This window comes from Shewanella sp. HL-SH2, from assembly GCF_051164935.1.
Taxonomy (GTDB): Bacteria; Pseudomonadota; Gammaproteobacteria; order Enterobacterales; family Shewanellaceae; genus Shewanella; species Shewanella glacialimarina.
The window spans coordinates 2117998-2141930 of sequence record NZ_CP195035.1; the positions used below are offsets into that span (position 1 = coordinate 2117998).

The 23933-nt window shown below is 41.1% G+C and carries 21 protein-coding genes and 1 pseudogene; 5 read left to right on the plus strand and 17 right to left on the minus strand.

Annotation, left to right across the window (positions count from 1 at the left end; genetic code table 11):
- Positions 1-255: 255 nt before the first annotated feature.
- On the plus strand, positions 256-906 hold the full coding sequence (locus tag ACRWP9_RS09215; RefSeq protein ID WP_434928836.1) for a class I SAM-dependent methyltransferase: 651 nt from the start codon (positions 256-258) through the stop codon (positions 904-906).
- 1275 nt (positions 907-2181) lie between these two features.
- A complete protein-coding gene (locus ACRWP9_RS09220) occupies positions 2182-2718 on the plus strand; it encodes a hypothetical protein (protein ID WP_434928837.1) in 537 nt (178 codons plus the stop codon).
- Between the two features lie 621 nt (positions 2719-3339).
- Here ACRWP9_RS09220 and ACRWP9_RS09225 read toward each other — a convergent pair.
- Positions 3340-4227, minus strand: coding sequence for an SPFH domain-containing protein (locus ACRWP9_RS09225; RefSeq protein WP_434928838.1), 888 nt, complete (start codon positions 4225-4227; stop codon positions 3340-3342).
- Between the two features lie 150 nt (positions 4228-4377).
- On the opposite strand from ACRWP9_RS09225, the pseudogene ACRWP9_RS09230 reads away from it, so the two are divergent.
- Positions 4378-4479, plus strand: a pseudogene (locus ACRWP9_RS09230) (transposase); the annotation flags it as partial.
- 405 nt (positions 4480-4884) lie between these two features.
- Positions 4885-5322, plus strand: a complete 438-nt coding sequence (locus ACRWP9_RS09235) for an acyltransferase (RefSeq protein ID WP_434928839.1) — start codon at positions 4885-4887, stop codon at positions 5320-5322.
- Positions 5323-5967: 645 nt separating this feature from the next.
- Here ACRWP9_RS09235 and ACRWP9_RS09240 read toward each other — a convergent pair.
- The 16 genes from ACRWP9_RS09240 to ACRWP9_RS09315 form a co-directional block, all read right to left on the minus strand.
- A complete protein-coding gene (locus ACRWP9_RS09240) occupies positions 5968-6993 on the minus strand; it encodes an AgmX/PglI C-terminal domain-containing protein (RefSeq protein WP_434928840.1) in 1026 nt (341 codons plus the stop codon).
- Between the two features lies 1 nt (position 6994).
- A complete protein-coding gene (locus tag ACRWP9_RS09245) occupies positions 6995-7528 on the minus strand; it encodes an ExbD/TolR family protein (RefSeq protein WP_434928841.1) in 534 nt (177 codons plus the stop codon).
- Positions 7525-8076, minus strand: coding sequence for a biopolymer transporter ExbD (locus ACRWP9_RS09250; RefSeq protein WP_434928842.1), 552 nt, complete (start codon positions 8074-8076; stop codon positions 7525-7527). The genes ACRWP9_RS09245 and ACRWP9_RS09250 overlap by 4 nt, the downstream gene beginning before the upstream one ends.
- A 4-nt stretch (positions 8077-8080) precedes the next feature.
- A complete protein-coding gene (locus ACRWP9_RS09255) occupies positions 8081-8734 on the minus strand; it encodes a MotA/TolQ/ExbB proton channel family protein (protein WP_434928843.1) in 654 nt (217 codons plus the stop codon).
- A gap of 206 nt (positions 8735-8940) precedes the next feature.
- The gene (locus tag ACRWP9_RS09260; protein WP_434928844.1) at positions 8941-9330 is read right to left on the minus strand and encodes a hypothetical protein; all 390 of its coding nucleotides are present in this window, start codon (positions 9328-9330) and stop codon (positions 8941-8943) included.
- Positions 9330-10148, minus strand: coding sequence for a tetratricopeptide repeat protein (locus ACRWP9_RS09265; RefSeq protein ID WP_434928845.1), 819 nt, complete (start codon positions 10146-10148; stop codon positions 9330-9332). The genes ACRWP9_RS09260 and ACRWP9_RS09265 overlap by 1 nt, the downstream gene beginning before the upstream one ends.
- Entirely contained in the window at positions 10135-13245 is a 3111-nt protein-coding gene (locus ACRWP9_RS09270; protein ID WP_434928846.1) for a tetratricopeptide repeat protein, read from the minus strand. The genes ACRWP9_RS09265 and ACRWP9_RS09270 overlap by 14 nt, the downstream gene beginning before the upstream one ends.
- Positions 13245-13595 (minus strand): hypothetical protein, encoded by a 351-nt coding sequence (locus ACRWP9_RS09275; RefSeq protein ID WP_434928847.1) that lies wholly within the window; start codon positions 13593-13595, stop codon positions 13245-13247. Before ACRWP9_RS09275 ends, ACRWP9_RS09270 begins: the two co-directional genes overlap by 1 nt.
- On the minus strand, positions 13528-15267 hold the full coding sequence (locus tag ACRWP9_RS09280) for a tetratricopeptide repeat protein (RefSeq protein WP_434928848.1): 1740 nt from the start codon (positions 15265-15267) through the stop codon (positions 13528-13530). Before ACRWP9_RS09280 ends, ACRWP9_RS09275 begins: the two co-directional genes overlap by 68 nt.
- A 192-nt stretch (positions 15268-15459) precedes the next feature.
- Positions 15460-16011, minus strand: coding sequence for an AraC family transcriptional regulator (locus ACRWP9_RS09285; RefSeq protein WP_434928849.1), 552 nt, complete (start codon positions 16009-16011; stop codon positions 15460-15462).
- Between the two features lie 121 nt (positions 16012-16132).
- Complete coding sequence (locus ACRWP9_RS09290; protein ID WP_434928850.1) at positions 16133-17287, minus strand: DUF3570 domain-containing protein; 1155 nt, start codon at positions 17285-17287, stop codon at positions 16133-16135.
- Positions 17274-17552 carry a DUF4266 domain-containing protein gene (locus ACRWP9_RS09295; protein WP_434928851.1) on the minus strand — a complete coding sequence of 93 codons (279 nt, stop codon included), beginning with the start codon at positions 17550-17552 and terminating at the stop codon, positions 17274-17276. Before ACRWP9_RS09295 ends, ACRWP9_RS09290 begins: the two co-directional genes overlap by 14 nt.
- Positions 17553-17556: 4 nt before the next feature.
- Positions 17557-18060, minus strand: coding sequence for a TlpA family protein disulfide reductase (locus ACRWP9_RS09300; protein ID WP_434928852.1), 504 nt, complete (start codon positions 18058-18060; stop codon positions 17557-17559).
- A 61-nt stretch (positions 18061-18121) separates the two neighbouring features.
- Entirely contained in the window at positions 18122-18793 is a 672-nt protein-coding gene (locus ACRWP9_RS09305) for an outer membrane beta-barrel domain-containing protein (RefSeq protein ID WP_434928853.1), read from the minus strand.
- The gene (locus ACRWP9_RS09310) at positions 18763-19539 is read right to left on the minus strand and encodes an outer membrane beta-barrel protein (protein ID WP_434928854.1); all 777 of its coding nucleotides are present in this window, start codon (positions 19537-19539) and stop codon (positions 18763-18765) included. The genes ACRWP9_RS09305 and ACRWP9_RS09310 overlap by 31 nt, the downstream gene beginning before the upstream one ends.
- Before the next feature lie 93 nt (positions 19540-19632).
- The gene (locus ACRWP9_RS09315) at positions 19633-22293 is read right to left on the minus strand and encodes a hypothetical protein (RefSeq protein WP_434928855.1); all 2661 of its coding nucleotides are present in this window, start codon (positions 22291-22293) and stop codon (positions 19633-19635) included.
- A 366-nt stretch (positions 22294-22659) separates the two neighbouring features.
- Here ACRWP9_RS09315 and ACRWP9_RS09320 point away from each other — a divergent pair, with 366 nt between their 5' ends.
- Positions 22660-23931: a hypothetical protein gene (locus ACRWP9_RS09320; RefSeq protein ID WP_434928856.1), complete on the plus strand. Its 1272-nt coding sequence runs from the start codon at positions 22660-22662 to the stop codon at positions 23929-23931.
- Positions 23932-23933: the final 2 nt, after the last annotated feature.

Here is a 23933-nt window from a genome sequence, read left to right on the forward strand (position 1 = left end):
AATGTGAGCTAAATGTAGCACGCAGTCAGTTTGATATAGCCTTGGTCAAACACTGATATTGTTGTGTTTTTTGTATCTGTTAGGTAGCCGTATCAATAGGGTTTTTATGGCTAAAATATTGATAATAAATTATTTTTTCTCAGTACTATTATTTAAATACATTGCCTTTCTGCTGATTTACTATACTTTGAACGTTCATCCCGTTTTGTCATTTATCAAAGATACCTGGCTGAGCGCCAATTATTAGGCCGCCAAATGACAAATCTACGCTTACGTTACCAAACCGTTGAGTTTGGTAAGACCGATATTCATCTGTGTACGCTTCGCGATAATCAAGAATTTAATGATCCTGCAGGCATTGCTGAAAAACTCGGTATTTCATCCGCCACATGGCCAATATTTGGCATTATTTGGCCTTCAAGTTTAGTGTTAGCGCATTACATCTCCGATTACGATACGGGAATTAAACGGATACTTGAAATCGGCTGTGGTATGGCTTTAACCAGTTTAATGCTTAATAAAAAACATGCTGATATCACCGCCACAGATTATCACCCCGAAGTCGGTAAGTTTTTACTTCGAAACACTGTGTTAAATCAAGATAAACCCATTGCCTATCAACAAACTGATTGGGCAAGCCATGACGACAGTTTAGGTTTGTTCGACATGATTATTGGCAGTGATTTATTGTACGAAGATGAACACGTCGAGCTATTAGCTAACTTTATTAACGAGCACGCTAAGCCCCATTGTGAAATGATTTTGGTTGACCCTGGTCGGGGTAATAAAAATAAGCTTACCAATAAAATGATTGAATTTGGCTTTACGTCGGTTCATCTAAAGCCGCTACACACCGAATACCTTGTTAATCCATTCAAAGGCCATATTCTTAAATTTGTGCGCTAATTTGGTATTGTAGTTCGGAAATAATGGTGGGTTTCAGAGTTAAAGATTAATCAGAGTTAAAGACTCATTATGTTTCATCCTCATTTGTTGTCTAATGGCTTATAAATTTCCTGTTCCCGCGATCACATTCCCCCTTTATGTTACCTGTGCTGTATTTATATACAGTTATAATGGTTTTTGACGGAATACCAATAATAAGTGAACAAAAAGCAGTCTAAAGGACTATGTCGAGAAAAATAGGGCTGCTCTAATATATTGATCTTGCTTGGTTTATTTTTTTACATTTGGCACAGACACTTTTAACGCGCAATTTTAGTTTTATATTTGAGTGTATCAGTCATTAAATTGCTTTACTTCAAAGACATAGGAAATGTAGGATGATATTAATCAATAACTTAAACGGGCGGCTTTATCGGTCGAGCCGTTCAATAAGCTGTTAGGTTTTTATGGTGTATCGAATAATAGCGGTTCTTACTTGTACCTCCCTTTCTTTTTATATGGTGTACTGGCCTTTATGGGCGCCAGGTGAAATATTTAATTGTCTAGCCGGAGGCCAATGTCAGATTAAACCTGATGCTAAGGATATATTCAACATTATCGCAGTGATAATTTTTAATACTGCATGGCTATTTTATTTAATTATCTGCTATAGCTGGATAAGGGCTCGGCCGATATCAAAGAAAACAAGAATTCTAGGTGCGACTTTTGGTTGTACAAGTATTTTAATGACTGCTGGTATAGGACTTTTTTTTACATACCTCAGTGTGGGATTAATGATCCATATCTACCGTACAGCGCCATATAAATGATCAACCTAACAAGAAATTCAACAGGACTAAAAACAGTGGGCTGTTCGCTTCGCTTCCATTTTAGCCCACAATTTTTAGCCCGTTAATTGGGCGTTATGAGTTTTCAGTATGAGTAAGTGGAAATATCTATCTATGGTAGCTGACGGAGATTCGTTGGAGATCGAAGGGATTAATGTATGGAGCTTCAAGTGGAATTCTCTTCCTGTAGATCCAATTGAAATCCCTCATCCGAGTTATCCGAATCAGAGACATAAGCTACGAATATACTCTATCGAAGCGAATGGTAAATCAGCTCAGTTTGCAGCTGGTGAGTTGAGTAATTGTGCATGGTGCTTCTATGTGCCCGCCTAATACTCATAACAAAAACAGCAACTGCGACGTTCGTGCCTCACGCGCGTTCTGTTGGCGTTAGTGGTATTTCATGGCTCAGGTTGACTTTTTCGCATCGGATGACGATTTCATAAATTTGGTAGATTGGTTACTGACTGAAACTGATTTTAAAATTTATGAAGCTTATTCACGCATTGACCACAGTATTAGACAAATAACGACTGCTAAAGACATGTTGGACTTGGCTAATGAAAGGAATAACGCCTCTTTTTTAATACGTTTTTGGTCACCAAGCGTAACAAATGAACCTGTATTCAAAAACATTAAATTAAACCCAAGTATTGGTAACTTCCGCACAAGTCTGGAAGGTGCTGGAATAATACAATTGGAACATGGGCGGGTTGAAAACGGCCGTATTTTTAATTCTACTTTAAGCCATTGGAATGAAGCTGGTGCTAAAGCTAAATGTATTTATCCTTCTGATGTAGTTAATTGGAAAAAACTAAGATTAATATCTGGCCAATTGAGCCGTCAAATTAAGAATAAGCAGGCTCAAACTAAGGTAGGTGCCGCACCTGTTTTAAAAGGGGCTGTAGATCAACTTAGTAGCGGTTTATCACTTTGGTATTGCGGTGAAGAAATAAAAAAACATGACTTAGATATTGGTGCATAATACCACTAACACATATGAGCCTTCCGCCAGTCAATAGGCGAGCCTAACTTATTTGACTGCTTTTGCAGTCAAATTAAAATCAATCAACAAATTCATCTACTTCGTCTGTCAGTTAGCTGTCAAATCATCGTGCTTTTAGCAACAACAGTATGCAAACACATATAGAGGCTCTCTTAGTGCGATTTACTTTAAAATGAAGAATGCTGCCTGACGCTTTTCACTCCTTTGAAATATCAGGGGCACTACGACTAAATGGATTTAGAAGGTAGAGCGACGCAGGAAGCCAAAGCCGAGACATTTATCGGTTAACCCTAAGATGGCACTATTCAAGTCAGAGGTGCTTTTTGCACAGTTAGTTTCAGGCTCATTTAGGGTGTAAACGACTTTGTTGATTGTATTTATTATTGCGCGCCAATAATATTAAACAACATGGCAACATGGCAACATGGCAACATGGCAACATGGCAACATGGCAACATGGTTAGGTTTTGTGCGCTTTATCTCGGGCATTGATCAATGTGGCCAACCATGATTGACCACATTGATTAAATTATTGAAGGGTTTTGTTAACGCGCTGGAGTGGCAAAAAATTAGGCATTGTGCTCCTGCTACTCCACTTTATTATTTGGTTTTTACAGCGTCAATAAACGGTAATGTGCCCATTGGCAACATGGTTGTTGGTAGCTTGCCATCCCAACGTTCCGCTTTGGTCAGTTCAACCAAGTTTTGGTTTTGAGCTAATGCTTCAGCGCGGCTCTTAATCGCTGTCGCTTCTGCGATACCTTTAATTCGAATACTTTCCGCTTCTGCTTTTGCGCGAGCCAATTGTGAGTCAGCCTCTGCTTGCGCCTGTGTTACTGCAATTTGAGCACTTACACGCTCTTTTTCTAAATTTTGTAGCTGAGTTTGTACTTCGACTTCAGCGCGCATTCTGTCTTCAACAGATTTTTCGTAAGCATTAGAGAAGTCGATATTTTCAATTTGAACTGAAGTTATTTCTACCGGCCCTTTAATCGACTTTTTAATAGCTTCAGTGACATCAATACCGAATTTAATACGCTCTTGCACCACTGAAATTGCAGTGTATTTACCAAAAATGTTTTCAACTTGTGTCGGCACTTGGCGATCTAACAAACGAGCGACTAAAGAATCGATGCCTTTAAAGTTGGCGTAAACAGCTTCAACCTGATCTGGCGGAATACTAAAAGTCACTGAAGCGCGCAGAGTTGCTGGCTGCTGATCACGACTATAAGCCTGCAAAGCTTGATAACTTGTGGTGTGAGTTTGAGTTGATATTTTTACCACACTGTCAATCATCGGCATCTTAAAACCTAAGCCAGGCTCTGCGGTACCAATAATTTTACCGTTCCGTAATATCACACCACGCTCACCTTGGTCGACCGTATACCAACTACCAAATAAGGCTGTTAACACAGTGATTAGCACAACAAGGGGGATCACTTTAGCGGCGGTAAGTACTGAGGAAAGCTTTACTTCATTATTTAACATTTTGCATCCTTTGCGTTTATTTTAAGTATGAGTCGATATAAAAGAGTTTAAACTTAACAGCTTGAATCAAAGAGATTATCTATCCCAGTGGCAGTAAGCAACAAAAAATATCGATGATAGAAAGTTGTCACTATTGTTCGGGTGCGGTTTGATAACTCAACAGGTGAAAACTTTGAGCATCGACGAGAGTGGGTCTATGCCCGTATTCTTGAATTGGCTACCATCTTTGCCATCGATATTTGTGCTTATGCATTCTTTTTAATCTTATCCCTAATAACCATCCTTTTCATATTTGATTGATATTACGCTTTTCTGCTGTGTTGAATTTAGTTTCTGAGCCATTTTGCGGAATTGAGAGTCAGTGTTAGTCACTAAAACGAAAGACGTTATGTTATGACATCAACATCATGGGTGGCATTTCTACCCTTTTGCATTTCTACGCTTTCTCTGGGTAGGCCAGAACCCTTTTAACCTTAAAAAGACCTTTAAAGCTTCACCTATACCGCGAACAATCCTTCACAAGACCGCTATCTAAAATATAAAAAACCGCCAGACTAAATAATTGAATGAAAATTGAAACTCAGATATCGTTTGTTGATTAATAAAATAAATGTAAAACGAGCAATTCCACAGGCTTGTTAGGCATACAGGGTCAGCATGCATAGATCTATTACATTATCAGAGTACGTAAAAAAGCGTAATGGCGTAGCACTTGGTGCAGCTGGGTCAATGACTAATATGCTCAAGCGTTCGTTAGGTGCAAGTTCATTCTATTTATTTTGGCAGTATTGGAATCCAATATGGGGTTACTATCTTTCTCGCAAAATAATGAAGCCATTGAGCGATTTACTTCCTATGTGGTTAGCAATTATTTTGACTTTCGCTGTTAGTGGTGCATTACACGATTTGGCGGTATCTTTGGTAAAGTGGGAGTTTACGTTCTATTTTACACCCTGGTTTATCTTAATGAGTTTTATGGTTTTAGTGACAAAGAAATTTGGTGTTTCATACAGTGAGCATCATTGGCTTGTTCGAGCATTAATAAACATATCAATCATAGCGGTATGCTTAGTTTTAACTCGTCAGTATGTCTAATTAGGCGTTGAGGCACTCTCTGGAGAAAGTTGAGTGCGATACAGAATTTTTAAAACTGGTCACGTTTGTTTATTAAGGCTATGCCATCATCAAAAATTGTATAGGCTGAACTTGAATTATTATCTATCAAACAGGCAATTGAGAGTAATACAAAACACCTTTGGATTGTAGCTAATCAATACCGAAACTCTCTACAAAATTATATTAAGTTAAGTGCTCAAGCATGTGAAATTAATAAACTTGATTATGGTAAAAACTTGCTTAATCGTCTTACCAATAACTTGGGTGATTATTTTAGTACATCTCAGCTAGAGCAAAATGTAAAATTTGAACAGTTGAGTATTAGCTAAATACCTAAGGATAGGCCGCGCGAAGCCGCGTCCTACTAAGCAAATAAACTAGGACTTAAAGCAGTTTTTTGTTTTTAGTATCTCAAAATTTTAACAAACAATTTTAAGCCTGTTATTTTGGCATTATAGGGATACGCCCCTGTCAGCACCCTTACTCCAGCATCTTGCTGTTACGTTGAGTCATTAAAAGCCTATGATTAATGACCCATATTTGAATTCAACGACAAATAAAAAAGCAGCTAGTGAGGTGGACTCATTAACTGCTTTTTTACTTTGTTACTTGTTTAATAACCCGCTAACTCGGTAAAAAATCAATTGCCCAAATGGTGGTCATAACCGCAACATCTTCCGCAGGGAAGGATATTGAGCGCAATACCAAGGTTAATTGGCGTTCTAACTTAGCGTTATTCAACTCGCTTGATTTAATATCTACTCGACTAATACTGCCGTTAGGTTGGATAACAATCTCAAACATCACTTTGCCCTTTAAGAAAGGATCCTTTCTTAAAGCACGATTGTAAAGCGCATAAAGTCGGGCTTTATTCGCTTCTAAGGTGCGGCGAAGTACTGCTTCTGAACGTTGCCCTCCTGTGGACGCTTGGCTGGCTTTTTCTGCAATAGCGCCTTGAGATGCTAAAACCTCTTCTTCAGCTAAACGAATTTGCTGAGTGCTATTAGCACTTAATGCACCGGACGCAACAGGTTTACTGATGGTTGAGGTGGATAAGTTATCACTTTGCTTATTGGCGGCGCCTGCTAGCATTTCACGTTTAACTTTTACCTCTTGTGCGGTGGTTTTCTCAAGCGTACTTTGCGCGGTTGGTTTGACATCAAACGCTTCTCGCATTGAGAATAACTCATCTTTCATGGCCGCTAACCCTGAGGTTTTGGCTTTTTCTTTGGCCACTTCACGGCTTGTTTTCGGTGTGATTACTGTTGGCTGCACTATTGGCTTTAAGATGGGTTCTTCTGGCGCATTCTCAAGTGGTTGATCTTTAATTTCCTCTTTAGGCGGCTCAGGTTCCGGCGGTAATTCCTTTGGTTTTTCGGGTGGTGGAAGCTGTTTTTCTTTGAGCATTATTTTCGCCAATTGAGGCGGTACTTGCTCTTTTATTTCACGGGGAATTTCTACCTGTTCAAGAAAAGGCACCATGATCCCGAAAATCAGGTAGACCACCAACAGTAGCGATAAAATCAGTTTAAATAGTTTATCCTGGCGACTGGGTTTAAATAAGTCACCTAAATCATTGAAATCATCATTCATGTGGCTATTCAGATTGCCTTTATCTGCGAGGCTTGCATTCGATGAGCTTGCTGTCATATTAGCCCTCACCATTTGCTTTTTTGGCTTGCTGCTCTACTGCCAAAGACATATTACGATAACCTGTATCTGCACAGGCCGACATAATTTGCTTCAGCACCACATAAGGGGTTGAAGCATCTCCAATAATAGTGACTGCACGACCTTTTTCTTGCTCTGTTTCGGTTAGCTCTAGCCGTTTGCTGGCTTGGTAATTAAGCTCTTTGGTCAGTGCTTCGATAAACAACGGATTTTCTTGTTCAGTTAAGCCAATGCCATCAGCAGCTTTCTGCCAAATTGCCCGTTCCTGCACTAGCACGGTATCTTCAAGCACTGTAATGACCAGATTTTCTACTGGTAATTCTTCTGCGATAGACACCGGCAGCTTAATTTTATCTACGCTTTGCAGCACACGTACTTCAGATTGATTCACAATTAAGAAAAAAACCAAAATGGTGAAAATATCCATTAGCGCGACAAGGTTTAGCTTACCGCCGGAATTAAAGCGTTTGTGATGCTTGGCAATACGTTTCGCTCTGGGTGATTGTTTCATCATAGCTGCTCTCCTTGAGGCTGCGCAGTCACAGGCTCGGCAGAGTCGGTTTCTTCAGGTGCATCACCTAATGAGATCATCGGGAACAATTCCGCATCAACTAAATTTGCCACAACAACGGCTTTATATGAACGCACAGTATCCATTGCCGATACGATGGTTTGATAATCCACCGCAGGGTCTAGCAATAGTACAATGTCATTCTTATCAATTTCTTGTTGCTGAAAGGTCAGTTTTAAGTCCTGCAAATAAATCGATAACGCAGCAAAGTCATATCCTTGTTCGGCAATGTCGAAGCGTTTAAGCAGCATGCCGGCAGGGTAGTTAAGTTCGAAGCGTTTTGGTGTTATTACCAGTTCTAATATTTTGGGTTCTTGATCATCTTGTGCTTGCTCTGCTTCAGATAATACAGGTAGCTGCAAATTCAAAATACGCACTTGAGAAAACACCAAACTCAGCAGTAGCACAGGCACTAACACAATCATTAAATTCATAAATGATGTGATGTCTAGTTCTGCATCTTGGGCATTGTGGCGACGACGGCGTCTCATATCATTAGCCTCGGTTGTTATCCGTTTGCTTATTAAATGACAGTGAGTTCAATAATTTGATCCCCGCCATTTCGATAGAATCAACGATAGTCGCTGTTTTAGTTTGCAGACTAGAGTGGAATAGAATTAATGGAATAGCCGTTATCAACCCAAATGCGGTAGTGTTCATCGCAACCGAAATACTTTGTGAGAGTAAGTTAGCTTTTTCTGCTGGGTCTGCGCTGGCTACGGCCGAGAATGCAGCAATTAAACCCATAATGGTACCCAGTAGACCTAGCAGGGTAGCAATGTTCGCTAAGGTGGCGATAAATGGAGTGCGTTTTTCAAGGCGCAACATGTATTCCATCACAGTTTCTTCCATGGCATATTCAACATCTTCACGGCGACTGGCACTTGAAATACGGGCGATGCCTGACTGCAATACGTCAAATACTGGCGCTTTATGGTTTTGAGCATGTTGACTAATTGAGGCGATATCACCGGTTTTTAATGCATTTTTAATCAAAGAAAACGCTTTTTGATTAGTGCGATGAGCCGAGCTTAAATATAACCAGCGTTCGATAGTGATCGCTAACCCTACCACTAATACTAATGCAATCGGGTAAATAAACGGGCCGCCATTTTGTAAAAAAGCGATTATATGGTCCATGAAATTCATGTGATATTCCTTGTTATTGTAAAGTGAACTCGTGCATTTGTGGCGGCATTTGTTCGGTTTTTTATTTATTATGACCAAATAAGTAGGACTTACTTTGGCTGGTTTATGCTTGATACTCGGTTGTTTGTGGTTTGTTATTCAAATTTATTTTTTAATTTGCTGATTTATTACTCCGTCACTAAAACGCATTTTGGCTATCCGAAGTGCTATTGTTCAACGGTTCCTATTGGCGCAGAAAAATCTCTTATTTGCTGCTGAAAAACTTTAGGATGTATCGGTTTAAACTGGGGTAGTGCAAATTTCATGTCGTTATTATCTACACTAATTGGATTGGTTATTCCTTGCCACGGCATGATGTAAAGCACCTTGGGTTGTTCTTGCGAGCCAGTGACCCTACTTTCAATTAATACTGGCTTGTTGGCTCTGGCAGCGGTTGTTTTTTGTGTTGGCTCAGTGCGCTTTGATTCCGCGGCTTTGGCAATCTCTGGTTTTGTTGCCGTGGTTTGAGCATTGGTGCCGATTTCGTCAATCGCCATCGCGCTAGCAGAGAAAGACATTATCCATAGTAAAAGCAGCAATAAAAGTACATGTTTCATTATTCTACTTCCTTTGACTGTGGAACATATTGTTCTGTATCTTTTGGTGTTTCTGCAGGTATTGTCAGTCCTGCGCGCTGCATTTTAATCTCAACACCGGCTAACCAACGTTTGGCTTGTTGGTTATCAGGTTGATTGGCCAAATAAGCTAAATAGTATTGTCTAGCCTCTGCATACTGGCCACGATATAACTCAAGTAAAATGGCTAAATTGACTTGTGCTTCAGGGTATCGAGGCCAAATAGCCAGTGCGTTACGGTAATGCTGTTCAGCTTGTTCATACTGGCCCTGGTTACGCAGTAAGCCAGCCTTAATTTGATGGGCGTAAGGGTTATCTGTGTTAACCCGTATGGCTTTATCCAATAGTGAATTTGCTGCAGCAATATTGTCTTGCTGCAATGCACTGAGCGCTTTATTGACATAAGCGCCTGATAATTGTGGCTGTGCAGCAATGACGTTATCAAATAGATTATCAGCGGCTTGCCACTGTTGGCGGCGCATCAATTCAATCGCCTGCTGATATTGGCTGATGACACTTTTAGGCACATTGGCTAACTTTATGTCGGCTTGCTCAAGGTAGCGATTTTGTGTGCTATTGGAAATGTTATTACTGTTGCTATCATTTCCCCTTGATGACTGCATGTCTACCATGGCAACAATGTCTTTACCTAAACTGCCTAATGAGCCCTTGTCAGTGTTACTGCTAACAGAATCTGGCGCTGATGCGCAGCTTTGCAGCCCAATAATCATGACGACTATAACCACTAATTTCTTAGGTATATTTGATGTGGATGCCCTAGTTTGATTAATGAACTGCATCGATCACCTCGTGGGTTAATTCTTGTTTTTGATAAAGCGCCGGGGCGATTTCTGCAAGTTTATTGAAGCTTTTACCGACCCATTGGTCATAGATATTTTGCCAAGCCCGCTCAGTATTACTGACATGGATCTCAATGGCTTTTTCTTCAAATGGATAGGCTAACTCTTCCAGTAAAATATCGTATTCTTCTAATGCCAGCTCATCTAAATCTGCTGGGCGTTGTGACTGCATCATATCTTGGGCCAATTGACGGTACATTTCAGCCAAGTTAAAAGTGGTATGGGGAACATACTTAGCCAATTGGAAATCTAATACCTGTTGATAATAACCAATGGCTTTTTTCATCGCGTCTTGCTTACGCTTTAAGCTTTTCTGCAATGGCACATTAAGCTTAATAGCCATAAAAGTTTGTTGCTCCGCCTCACCTAAACCCAAAGCAGATAAAGAAGCTAGTTCAACTTGACGCATTTGAATGTCTTGTGGCGATGACTGTGCTTGTTTTTGATGAAAACTTAATATTTGTTTAAACCAATAAAACTGTTTAGTTTGCTCGCCGTTAGCCCGATAAAACTCACTCATTTTGAAGCGAGCTTCCTGCGCCACATCAAAGGGCTCTGGGTAAGTTTTGGCGTAACGTCTAAAGGTAGTCAGTGCTTTGGCCGTATTATCTGCTTTAAGGTAATACTCGGCTGCTGTGTACTGCGCTTCACGCTTTAACGATAGAGAGTCTTCATTATCAACAATAATGAGTAGTTGTTCAGCGGCTAATTCCCATTGGCCTAACGCCTCAAAGGACTGAGCCAATTTAGCCGGTATGGCAGCGCTAAATTGATGATTAGGATAACGGAGTTTAAAGGGTTTTAACACCACCACGGCTTCTTGCCAGCGTTGTTGCTCAAGCAATAAATTAGCCGCATCAAATTCCGCATTCACTGCATAAGTTGATTCAGGCACAACCAGGCCAACTCGCAGCAGTTGCGCAACAGCTAAATCTGGTTGGGTTAGCTTTAGTGCTTGAGCTTGAAAATAAATACAAGAGGCTAAGAGGTTGCGCATTTCCAGCCGGGCGGTAGCTTTCCTGTCAGCGTATTCTAATGCCAGTAAGTAACCTTGTTCAGCTGGTGCATAAAGCGCTTGTTGATATAAGCTATTAGCGTAGAGTTGGCTAACAAGTTGCACTTGTTTTAATGCACTTGGCGATAGCTGGTTCGCATTGTTAATGTTTAGATAAACAGCTTGTTGTTGACTGTTTTGGTTAATCACCCCGTGGGTCAGTAATACAAAATTGGTGAATTGTGTTAAAGCCACATAATCCTGAGCCTCAAATGAATACTGAGCGGCATTAGTAGCAATTTGCAGGGCGCGTTCATCCTGCGGGTAGTGGCGAATAAAGTCTTTATCTAATTGATTACGTTTTTGCATTAATGCCTGATACTCAGGGTTGTCTGCCTGGGTATCATGTGGATAGGCCTTGAGTATTTCACGAATGGTAATGGTGGTTGCATATGCCGATTGTAATTGAATTTTGGCTAGTTCGGCAGTCTGTAGTGGTTTCGCAGTATTCTTTAGCGTATCAGCAGGATATGCAATTTGTTGATAACTATTTAATGCTTGCTGATATTGCTTTGCTTCAAAATTGGCATCGGCAAAAAGGTATTGGTCAGTAACGATATCTTTGGTCAATAGTGCCGACGCTTGCGGCAATGATGCATGATTTAAATACACTTTTAACGCGATAGCGGCTTGTGAAAATGCCCCCGCGCGCGCATTGCCTTGCAAAGATTGCGCGTAGGCATAAGTGCGGCGACTGTGCTCATCACTAAATGATAATAAGTTAGGCAGCAGTTCAGTTTGCTGCGCGGGTGAAGCCGCAGCCCAAAAACCACTGTTTAAGCCATATTGATTAACAAACTGTTCTTTGAGTTCATGCATTGAAGCAAACTTGCCCTGGCTTTGATATAAGTCCAGTAAAGACAAAGAGAAGCGGGTTGACCAAATGTTGTCTTTGGCTAAATCAATGTAGGCTTTATAGGTTAGCTCTGCATCATAGGTCAGTTCTTTTTTCAGCAAAAACTGCGCTAAATTATCAAATAACACATGTTGATAGAGGGCCAGGTTAGGTAAAGAACCATTGCTTTTAACCAGTTGAACCAGTGACTCAGACTGCCCTTGCTGACTTAATGAAATGCTGAGTACCCTTTGGGTATCGATAGCTAAATTTTGTGCCCGCTGGCCAAGCTTATCAAAAGAGAAGTTGTCTGGAACGAGTTTATGTTGGTTTTCATCTGCTGCCACAATGGCTTCAAACACTTTTAAAAAAGCCTTGTCTGCTTCAGGCAGTCTATTGAGTTTGAATTGAGACCACCCGGACATATACAGGCTATTTATTTTGTATTTTTGGTTATTGTCAGCTTGTAACACCTGGTAATAAGCTTGAATCGCCGCTGGGTAATTTTGCAGATTATAGTAAATCTCACCGCGTCTAAAGTTTAGCTCAGCAAGGTATTGAGTTTGTGGGTAACTGCGCAGCAATGACTCCATTTCAACTAAGCTAGGTTTCAGTTGGCCTTGCAAGTCGAGTGCTTTGGCTAGCTGGTATTGTAGATGTTCATTTTCAGGTCGATTTGGGTAGCGCTGCAATAAATCCTGGTAATCTGTGATCAGTTTCTGCAGGGCAATATCGTCTTGTTTTAACTGTGCCAATACCGCAGCATCTTCAGCTTGCACATTTTGATTTGGTTCAATTAAACCGTCATCATCACCGCCATAAGACTGTGTTTCAAATGACTCGGTATTAATTTGTACTAGGCGATATTCAACGTGAGTTCTAATTTCAGGATCAGGTTCAATTGATAATAGCTGTTGATATATTTGTGCCAGTTTTCTGCTGCGCTCCGCTTTGCTCATCGCTATTGGCTCAACTGACGATGCGGTGCGTTTTTTAGCGAGATCAGTCAGGGTCGGGCGGTTAATATTGCTCGGTTGTTCATCTGATGTATTGCTACAACCAGCAAGCATAACACCAGCGATAAACAACATCGCGACGCTGACATTAGTGCTGTAGGTTGTTTTAGAACTGACGTGATGAATCGACATTATTGAGCTCTCTGCATCGGCAAGGTGTCAGCTTGTGCCATTTGTTCTAATATTGCCGCCATTTCATGACGAGTGGTGAGTAATAACCTTTTTAACTGTTGCTGTTGTTGATCCACAAATACAGTCACTTTTTGACGAATGTCATCACTGGTTTTAAGACGCAGCTGCTTAATAGCTAGGGTTAACTTGTTAATTTCTGCTTCATTCATTTGTTGACGACTATCAAAATCAGAGTAAACCCGTTGCGAAGCAGACAATGCATTAAATCGCTGTGATTGCGCCTCAAGCGCATTGAGTTGCTGATCGAGTTGTTGCAGGCTTTTTTTGGTGTTGCCATAGTCTGTCGGCAAAGTTCCGCTGTAATTGCCAGTGTAATACCCCAGATACTTTAGTGAGTCGCTGCTGATAATCGATCATATCGCGTTGGCCAGACAACTTATTAATGCTGAGTTGGCTTTGCTCAATACGCTGTAACCATTGTTGCTCGAGTTGGGTAGCAAATGCTCGGCCATTTTGCTGATTTTCTGCAGCGGTTATAATGTTAGCTACACTTTGCTTTTGCTGCTTCAACTGTGTAATTAATGCGGCATAAGGCGTTTGCTGTTGTCTTTCAATCACGCTGCGTTGACGTTGCTTATTTAACGCTAATGTCTGTTTTAACCAATCACTTTTGCTGCGCTGACTTCTTAAATTGGCATTTAATAAATCGAGGGTTAATACGGTTTGATAATCTGTCGCTAAAAGCGCGTCTAGTAGGGCTTTCTTTAACCACATTGATTGAGTAGTAAACGAGGGCGGGGTTAATAATTCAAATGAATTGTCATCTGAGTTGACCTGTGGGCTACCAATTAAATTGGTTTTTTTATGGCTTAAACTAAAATTGGCGACATCACTTGCAGCTAAGAATGTCTGTTTAAAGGTGGCTAAGTCGGCGATTTGATCTAAATACAATTGCTCGGCTTGTTGATAACGTGCCATACCTTGTTCAAGCGTTTGTTGCTGGGTGACTTGTGCGGCACTTAATAGCGCAGCTTGCCAACCCAGATGAGAGTATGGATATTGTTGCTGAACTAAATCGAGTAAATTAAATGCGGTGTCATATTCGCCGACATTTTGTGCTGCAAAAGCAAATAAATACAGTGCTGACTCTGAGTAAGGGCTGTTCTGAGGAAAGTCAGCCAATTCTTTAAATGCGGCATCATATTGCTGCTGCATAACATACATTTGTGCCAGTAATAATTTAGCGTAATCGTTAACCGCCTGCTGTTGGCGCCGTTTATCATTGATAACATTGCCCTGGCTATCAAGGCTGTCATATTGATCACTTGAAAATGGATTAAACAGCAGTTGCCAAAAAGTTTGCTGCGCGGACAACCAGGTCTGATTTTTTAATTGACTTAAAATGGGCTCAGCTAATTGGAATTCATTTTGCTGCATATATTGCAGCGCATTATTGAGGGCGATATAAGCACCCGATAAGCTTTGCGAGACTGATTCATCTTTGCCTGGGGCGGCCAGTTTTGCCGACATTAACGGTGCATTAGGCCAATATGCCAGCTGATTTAATACTTGGTATTGGTTGACATATTCAGCTTGTACAAGCTGTATTTTGGCAAGAGTTTGCTGTGCTGCTTGATTATCGCCTTGCTCCACTTGTTGTTCACTAAGCTGTAACAAGGCAATCAGTAATAGCTCCGCAGGAGAGGTTGATGATTTAGTTTTTTGTTGTGCGTTTTCATCACTTGATTTGCGCTGATGGCTATTATTCTGGTTCTGTTCAAAAGACAATAGGGTTGCAGCAGCTTGACTGTGAAGGCCTATATTGATTTGCAAACCGGCTTCGAATAAATCACTTCTTAATGATATGAGCTGATGGCGTTGCTCATTTAAACTAATTTGTCTTAGCGCAGCAGCGTAATCACCGGCAAAGTAAAAATACAGTGCTTGGCGGTATAGTTTATCTTCTAATTTGTCTTTAGTTGACTGGACAGACAAGGGCGAGGCTAGATCACTTTGTGCCATGCAAACCTGCGTTAACAACAGAAAGCTCATGACACATGCACACTTTATCGCAGACAAGCTAAAAAAATGGACCGACAAATTAAGATTTTTTTTTGAAAACATTAGTTTAAAAGTCATTGTTGGTTGTAAAGTCCATATAGCGAAACCTCTTTTACAAAAACCATGTTATAAAATTCCTACTAAAAACTTCAACTACAACACCCATTGCTCTACTTTGACATCCGCGCGATAGTTAGACTGGTTATCTTCTAGTTTTAGTTCAATCATTATGGTTTCGTCGGTCTTTTCAAAGTTATGGTTAACAGCACGTTGCACCGTTCGGCCTTCAGTATCGATACCAGTGAAAATAGCCGTTAACTGATGTTTGCCCATTTTAAGGTTGCCTAAATATACCCGTTGAATACCACCTTGTTCTAAGGCTTTGCGTTGGCGCTCGGTATATAAGGTGCCGGAGACGTTATCATCATTAATTTTCAGTTCCACACTGTCGAGGGTCATAAAACGGCCAACATCGACAGACACAAATACCGCTATTTGAGTGCTGGCAGGAAACAGTAAATCTTCTTCTAAAATAAATAAATCACGGTTGAGCTTAAGCACTTGGCTTTTTATATTTTCAAGTTCTGTGGCTATGGTCGACTCTTCAGCATTGGCTTGTGTGGCCAGTGTTGCCATTCCTATAACCAGTAAACATACGCTAAAAAAGCGAGTTAACGCGATACGATAAAAGTGAGATTGAGTCATATCAAAAAGCCTTGGCTATTCCGTTTGATTAATAGGGACGCTTAACATGCAATATGCTTGCTGAGCGAAATTGTTAATTACAATAGTGTATGTCTGGTCGACTTTGCGAATACCGCAAGCGCTAAAAATAGACACTGACAAAAGCGCGTATAACATTGGCTGAAAAACCGTAAAACGGCTCATTTCCTACGCCGCCATCTGCGGTTGGATCTCTAAAGTTTTGATAATTAAAATCAATATAATCCCATTGTAATGAAGCCTCAGAGCGTGTTTCACCAAAGGATAATGAGGCGGGTAAAAAGTAGGTTACCCCTAATCCATAAGTGATATCGCTAAAGTCGCTCAGTTCTTTGTCGCGTGCCATATAGTTTTGCGCATCACGATAGGGAAATAAGTCGCTATAAAATTCAGCTTGGGTTTGTTGGTAGTAGCGCACTTTAAATTCCAGCTCGAGATCATCACCAATGGGATGGCGATAACCTAACTCAACATCACTGGCTTGAATTTCCCAACTGTCAGTAAAGTGGCGATAATGAGCAAATAACGCTGCGCGATAGGGTAAAAAGTAACTGGCCGTTAACTTTGCGGCAAAGGAGTTGCGAGTTTCGGGGTAAACCTCGGCTTGATAGCCCACACCTGATGGAATGCTGCTGTCCACATATCGCACTGTTCGGTAAGGGTTGTTAAGGTAACCGCTGTCGGCAATGGCTTCGACATTTAAACTGGTGGTTAGATTGCGGGTAATAATTTGGCTAATGCCTGCGCGAATACGATATTGCTGGCTTTGCTCTTCAAATAATTCATCGCCGTTGCGTCGAATTTCGTTATCGCCAAATGATAAGCCCATATTAAGATTAGTTAAGTCACCAAAGGTATCTTGCGACACATTGACACTAAAGGATTGAGCTAAATAATCATCTTCATCACTTTGACGTATGTTAAACGACATCATGGTTTTATCGCGAAGATACTCAATGCCTAATTGGCCTTCATTACGCTCTTCTGTATAAGGGCTGGCGGTACTGATCACATCCACAGAGGCTGATGAAATACTGTCAAGGTAGTAATAGGCGGTAACCGCAACAGACTCAGAGGCTTTTTTTCGCAGTAAAATAGAGGGGCCGTCAATTTTCATCCCACCCCCTTCATAACTGTGGTAGAGCACATCGACTCTATCAGGGTCAATAATGGCGGCATGTGATACAAAGCCAACTAGGCTCAGTAATAGAACTAAGCTTTTGCGTAATAACGGATTTAATCGATTAGTTACAACCACAACCTCCTCCTCCCGTGCCTTCTGCGCCGCGGGCCGATTCGCGGCCCTCTAACACGTGCGCCATGTGCATACTTGCACTAGGATGGCGGTTTAAACGCATAATGGGATCCGCTAGGTTTTGCCTTTCATAGGGTTTAACCCAGGGCTCAATGTTTAAGCTTGAACAGCCACTTAAACTGAGTAACCCAAGAACAGCTGCGGCTGATATCACTGTGTTTAGACGCTTACTCGCAGAGAGTCGGTCAGTTATGCGTTTAATGTTCATCGATTTATTCTCTGATCAGCTTTTTAATCGCATCGGCGTATTTTTTTTCATAACCGTCTTTATAGCCGCGAAAGATATGACGCACTTTACCGTCGCGATCAATCATCACTGTGGTCGGCATCGCTTCTACTTGGTAGCTTTTTGACAAGGCATTGGTTTCATCAAAAAAGATTGAAAAGCTTAAATCCAAATCGGCTAAGAAGTCTTTGCCTGCTTGGTTTTCTTGCTCAACGTTAATGCCCCAGACTTGCACACCTAAATCTTGATACTTGTCTTGTAGTTTTTGCAGCACCGGCATTTCTTTTCGGCACGGTCCACACCAGGATGCCCAAAAGTTAATTAAAATGATTTCACCGCGTTGCTCGGCCAAATTGAGGTTGTTGCCTTGCATATTCTTCAAGGTGAAATCAGGTGCTGCGTCGCCTACTGTTAAGGCTTGGGCGTTAATGGACATTAATAGTGCCAACGCGGTCAGCAGGCTTTTACATCCCAGTTTGTTCAACAACATTCGATAATCCTTTTTTATTTTTATTAGCTGTTCTTTATAAATTGAACTGACGATTTACGGGTTAAAAATAAAATGCAACACCGGTAGCGAAGGTTAAATTATGGGTTGTTTTAGACGCTCCGGTCACTTCGGTATTAAACAGGTAATCACTCATGCTTAAGTCCCATGCTAACCAGTCTGTTAGAAACACCCGATAATTTGCGGTTAAATTAACCGTGAACTGTTCATCACCGGCAAATTCAGTGCTACCGCCACCTAATTCGAATGAGAAAGCACTGTTAAATACCATGTCCTTGCTAAAAAATATCTCCCCAGGAAGGAGGGTATAGCCAATATTTAAACCATAATAGGTTAACTCGCGCTCTGCATCGGTTAATAATGGTGCAGCGTTAGCTAGCTTTTCAAAACTGGTTTCACCGGCTTTGGCTTGTGCATAGTTGGCTTTGACATAAAAATGCTCACTGATGTGATAACCCACATGTGCATTTATCCAAGGGCTAGATTCAAAGTCTTCAATCGACATGATCCCACCTTGAATACCGACTTCAAAATTTTCAGTATCAAGTAAATCTTCTACTACGTCGCGACGTTCCACGTCGGCTTTAACCGCAACGGTCGAGCTCACCTCTGCTTCTGCAGCAAAAGTCGGTGTGCTTGCCGTTATTAGGCCTAAGGTCAGCGCGCTGACGGTTAATAACGGCATTAAAAAAACACGCTGAATCCTATTTTCCATGTTTGGATCTCTTCATTTTCATCTCGGTCTGTTAACGCTAACGAGAGTTTATATTCAGCCCGAACTAAAAAGTTACGTGCTATGTGATACTTAATGCCGACAGCGCCACTCATCAGTGTGCTTTCGCGTGCTTCTGAATCGGCAATAACGCTGTGGGGTTTAGTGCTAATCAGGCCTGCGCCTACACCAATGTAAGGAATAACAATAAGGTCGGGTAACGGCTGACTCACCAGCATTATTTCAAAAACGTCACTGTCTGAAATGCTCCCCAATGCTTTACCTGCCGATAACTCAACACTGAATACGGGAGTAAAGGCATAGCCGCCATAGATATTATAAAAGTTAGCACCTTCTAAATCACCGTACATAACGCCCGCTTCAAAATCACGGTTTATCACATCTTGCTGGCTGATTTGGTTTTGGGTAATAGCTTGGCCATCTTTAGATAGGCCGAGCAAGGCATCTTCATGGAACCAGCCTTCAATACCGCGTTTATTTTTGACTTTTATCCAGGTGGTGCGTTTTATTAGTAAAGTGACCAGTTCATTTTTTTCGATCACCGACACCACAGGATAGCCTGCGCTGGGACCTGAATGTAGCTCAATAAAAGGCACCTCAATACGCAGCGTGGGTTCAGCAGCTGTTTCAGCTAATACCGTAGGGCTTAGGCAAATTAGTGCCAATAAACAAAGTGTGTTTTTAAAGTGCCTAACATTAGTAATAAACTTAAACATGAGCTTAAACATAGATTCCTATTGTTATTATCATTCCATATGCTCCAGTACGAATACTTGTAGTGACTGTTTTATGCTTCCAGCATTTTTGCTGGCTTACGATCATTACGGTAGTGGATAAAAAGGCGTGTTGTAATATTGTGCGCCAATGTCTAACCATTCGTTTAACAGCTTAAGTTCATCAGGCGATAACATGCTTTGATGAGTTGGGCTGTTCATCGCACCAAAGAAGTTTCTGCTCGCCCTCGCGCCATTAGTCGATAAAATAGCGGGTACATTGACCGTGGTTAATACTGGAATAGGGTTACCATCGGCATCTAAAATTAATTCACCATCACTGTCGATTTGATAGACAGGGTTACCGTCAGCATCCAGTACTTCTACTAATCTATCGACAATAATGCCATCTATTTCTTCTTGCTCTACGTCGTTGAAAAATAATTCGCGGTAACTAGTTAAATGCGCCACTTGGTCAGTTGAAGGTGTATTCAATAAGGCTAATTGCCCAGCAGGTACTTGCGATACACCCTCTTGGTTAACCATATTGTGACAAGCTGTACAGGTATTGTCAGCAATCAAAACTTGAGTGAGTTCATCAATAACAGGGCGAGGCAAATCCCAAAGTGGTTGTATATGTTCAACGTAATTAATTTGAATACGGCAATAAGTGGTCCAATTGGTAAAACATTCTGCGCCATTTGGCGCCGAGGTTTGCATATTACTATAGGTATATTCCAACGCTGGGTTAACAGCGGAAATTGCTGGATTAGTCCAAATGTCTTGGTAGAGAATATCTGCGGTTAACTGCGCCAGTCCATTAACCATTTCGTCTGCTTCAGCCATCGTTTGGCCCTGTGATGGAATGATGTTTGCGCTAGCATTTGGGTAAGGGCTGCCTCCAGCCACTGCGCCAGCATTGATACTGGTGGCTTGGGCGTCAATTCGCCCATGGGGTAATTGGCTATTGGCAGAATGACAACCTGCACACTCTAGTGTTTCACCCGGCTTTAGGCTTATCCATTGACGATGACGCCCGCCAATTCGTTTGCCATTAATATCTAATATGCTGATAGCAAGTGGCACATTAGCGGGCACTTTAATTTTAACTGAACCGTCAGGTTGGATTGGCGTATAGCCAATGATTTCTCGCATTAATTGATTATTACTGCGGCCAAAATCGGTATTTGGAATATCACGTACTTCATCGGGTGGCATAGGTACGCCACGCACAATGCGTAAAAATCGGGCAGGTAAGTTTGCTGCAGGGGTTTGTGACGGGTCACTTAGGCGAGCAATACCGCCAGCGCTTGCTGTGCTATCAGTGCCATCAAAGTCATAAACGCTGCGAATATGAATACTGCCTGCAAGTTCTTGTGATAGTTGAGCATCTAATTCATTGCCAACCACTTTGTCTGCAATAAAGGTTTTAGGCTGAGCTGAGGGTTGCATGACCACGGCTTCTGTTAATATTTTGCCTTGCTCTGTTGTTGCCACAAGCTGCTGAGTTTTATTGGTATTGTCTAATAACCATAATTCGTAAAATGCAGGGGCGAGTACCAAGGCTTCATCAGCAAGTTGCTGTTCTGTTAACTGACCGCAAGATCTAATTTGCCCATCAATTATAACTCGGCACAAATCCCAGCTCATTAAATACCGATTACTGTTATCTGGGATTGGAAATAGATGATTAATTCGACCTGTAGCTGACAAACTGGGTGAGAAGTTAAAATCAAAATCAGCTAATGCGACATCATTTATCGCATTACCTAGAGCTCCAGACGATCCTGTGGCTTGATTAGCATCAATATAGTCGTCGATATTGATGGTAACAGGACGCTTATGAACGGCTGTTGGATCTGCTTGCGAGGTTAGCATCATCAGAATTTCTCCACTCGGAAGCTGCTGTGGCTTAATATATTCAATCACTTCAGGTTGTGAATCGAGTGCAATTTTATGCGAGTGCCAACCAAAAACCAGTTCATTATTGGTGCCGTCCGGGTTCATGCGATACAAATTTATGCCATGATTTGCCCCCATCAGGTCCCATCGGCTATATAGAATTTGGCCGTTTTGCATCACTAAGGGGTAGAAATCGTGACTCAAATTAAAGCTGAGTTGCTTTATTGCCGAACCATCAGGGTCCATTACATGAATATTAAAGGTTTCATTATCTCTATTTTCATCTAATGCTGTGTATTGAGGTTTACCTTCATCAAGCAAAATTGCCCGTGATAAACGTTGCCTGGTGGACGCAAATACGATGCGGCCATCAGGTAAAAATGACGGCATTAAATCATTACCTTGCTCGGCTAAGGTGTCACTAGCCATGACTCTGCTTAACGTTTTTGTGGCAATGTCATAGCGCCAAATATTCCACGAAGTTTGCTCATCTTCATTGGCGTCAATCTTTTGTACTTTAATAGACATCAATAATTGTTGACCATCATCTGAAACTGATAAATCTCTTATATCAACAAGTTGGTCTGATTCAAATAAAGATGCAGTTAAACTGAATGGCGGAGAATCGGCAAACGCATTGCGTTTTGTCAATAAATTGGCACCAGGATTAAAGTGGGCAGGATCGAAAGTATCAAATTGTGGGGGCTGATTTTCAGCGCTTAATTGATCGCGCTGAATGTAGACAACAGGGTGCTCTATCAAGACGGGGTCAGGCTGTTCATCTTTTATGGCTGTGTCAGTATCGCAGCCTAAAAGTAAGCTAAATACTGAAAAAATCACAAATTTATAGCCTACAGTCGGCCTCATTAGAATCCCTTAACGATGTATTATTATTGTTAGCGTCATTGAGTAGGCTTGTTTGCCTTTAGTGTATTATTGCCGTCATGTGTGTTTGTTTCAATACTTTTGTTAAAATAAAATTAATCCTTTTTATTTACCTTGTTGAGAAGTATTATCAGAACCGTAACAATTTGGCTATATTTAAAGTCAAACTACAAAGTGCTGGTTTTATGCTAAATATTTGAATAATTATTCATTTTAGATTATTGGCTTGAATAATAAATAAAAAACAATCTGCTTTACTGATTTTAAATGACCCGTCAAAAATCAGCTTAATGTGAAATGCTGTTTCTTCAGGCGATTGTTAATTTGAACAAATGACAAGGAGACAGTATGAAGGCTCGACTTTATACACTAAACAGTCTGGTTTATGCTGCAAAATTTGGCCTTAAACATTTAGGCAATAAAGTATTAATCCACACTTTTACAGTAGTTTTAATGATTTTTAGTTCCGCTAATGTAGCTGCAGGATCACTTGAACAAGCTAAACTACTGCACGATCGCCTTGCCGGTGTTGCCGCTTCACAGCAAACATTGCAGAATATGGCCAGTTTACTTGATGAAGGTAAAACTCTCGAAGCGGCTTACTTAGCCATGGAAACTCCTGCATTTTATTCGACCACATTAAAGCTGTTTGCTACCCCTTGGACTAATATAGATCAAGATACTTTTGAGCCTCTAAATGACTACTCTGCCACAGTGATTGGCGCAGTTAGAGATGATGTAGATTTTAGAGACATCCTACAATCTGATATGGTTTATGTGGGTAAAAGTAGTCTAGGTTTACCTGCTTACAACACTAATAACAATTCACATTATCAAGCGCTTGATGATCAATTTGTCGATTTAAAAGAGAATTTGGAGCGCACTACCCAATCAAGTCTTAATGGTTTGCCCAGTGACGCGACCGCAGGAGTGTTGACCAGTCGTGCAGCAGCAAAAGCCTTCTTTTACTTAGGGACCAATCGCGCTATGTTGCGATTTACCTTAATGAATCATTTATGTACTGACTTAGAACCATTAAAAGACAACACTTTATCAACCGATAGAATTCGCCAAGACGTTAGCCGAAGCCCAGGTGGTGATAGCCGCTTATTTATAAACAATTGTTCAGGCTGTCATACCGGCATGGATCCATTAGCGCAGGCATTTGCTTATTATAACTATGAGTTTAACCTTGACACAGACCCTGATGGCAACGCAGGGAAGGTCGCATATAACAGCAGTGGTCAAGTCGACCCAAGCACTGGCAGTCGTGTGCAAGCTAAATATCATTTCAATGCAACCAGCTTCCCTTTCGGTTTTGTCACTGCAAATGATCAATGGAAAAACTATTGGCGCGAGGGCATAAATCAAAAGCTAGGTTGGGATAACAGCTTAGCGGGTCAAGGTGCAGGTGCAAAATCATTGGGTCAAGAGTTAGCTAACAGCCAGGCATTTGCTCAGTGCCAGGTGAAAAAAGTATTTAAAACAGTTTGTTTACGTGATGCGGAAAGCCAAGCTGATTTATCACAAATCAATGCAACTACCGCCTCCTTTAAACAGAACTCTTACCAACTGAAGCGCGTATTTGCTGAAGTTGGCAATTACTGTATGGGAGAGTAACG

Coding starts and splice junctions, on each gene's coding strand:
- ACRWP9_RS09235 (WP_434928839.1), top strand. CDS start 4,885: ATGCATAGATCTATTACATTATCAGAGTACGTAAAAAAGCGTAATGGC.
- ACRWP9_RS09255 (WP_434928843.1), bottom strand. CDS start 8,734: ATGAATTTCATGGACCATATAATCGCTTTTTTACAAAATGGCGGCCCG.
- ACRWP9_RS09270 (WP_434928846.1), bottom strand. CDS start 13,245: ATGTCGATTCATCACGTCAGTTCTAAAACAACCTACAGCACTAATGTC.
- ACRWP9_RS09310 (WP_434928854.1), bottom strand. CDS start 19,539: ATGTTTAAGCTCATGTTTAAGTTTATTACTAATGTTAGGCACTTTAAA.
- ACRWP9_RS09215 (WP_434928836.1), top strand. CDS start 256: ATGACAAATCTACGCTTACGTTACCAAACCGTTGAGTTTGGTAAGACC.
- ACRWP9_RS09245 (WP_434928841.1), bottom strand. CDS start 7,528: ATGATGAAACAATCACCCAGAGCGAAACGTATTGCCAAGCATCACAAA.
- ACRWP9_RS09250 (WP_434928842.1), bottom strand. CDS start 8,076: ATGAGACGCCGTCGTCGCCACAATGCCCAAGATGCAGAACTAGACATC.
- ACRWP9_RS09225 (WP_434928838.1), bottom strand. CDS start 4,227: ATGTTAAATAATGAAGTAAAGCTTTCCTCAGTACTTACCGCCGCTAAA.
- ACRWP9_RS09280 (WP_434928848.1), bottom strand. CDS start 15,267: ATGGCACAAAGTGATCTAGCCTCGCCCTTGTCTGTCCAGTCAACTAAA.
- ACRWP9_RS09305 (WP_434928853.1), bottom strand. CDS start 18,793: ATGGAAAATAGGATTCAGCGTGTTTTTTTAATGCCGTTATTAACCGTC.
- ACRWP9_RS09295 (WP_434928851.1), bottom strand. CDS start 17,552: ATGAACATTAAACGCATAACTGACCGACTCTCTGCGAGTAAGCGTCTA.
- ACRWP9_RS09260 (WP_434928844.1), bottom strand. CDS start 9,330: ATGAAACATGTACTTTTATTGCTGCTTTTACTATGGATAATGTCTTTC.
- ACRWP9_RS09300 (WP_434928852.1), bottom strand. CDS start 18,060: ATGTTGTTGAACAAACTGGGATGTAAAAGCCTGCTGACCGCGTTGGCA.
- ACRWP9_RS09240 (WP_434928840.1), bottom strand. CDS start 6,993: ATGACAGCAAGCTCATCGAATGCAAGCCTCGCAGATAAAGGCAATCTG.
- ACRWP9_RS09320 (WP_434928856.1), top strand. CDS start 22,660: ATGAAGGCTCGACTTTATACACTAAACAGTCTGGTTTATGCTGCAAAA.
- ACRWP9_RS09285 (WP_434928849.1), bottom strand. CDS start 16,011: ATGACTCAATCTCACTTTTATCGTATCGCGTTAACTCGCTTTTTTAGC.
- ACRWP9_RS09315 (WP_434928855.1), bottom strand. CDS start 22,293: ATGAGGCCGACTGTAGGCTATAAATTTGTGATTTTTTCAGTATTTAGC.
- ACRWP9_RS09265 (WP_434928845.1), bottom strand. CDS start 10,148: ATGCAGTTCATTAATCAAACTAGGGCATCCACATCAAATATACCTAAG.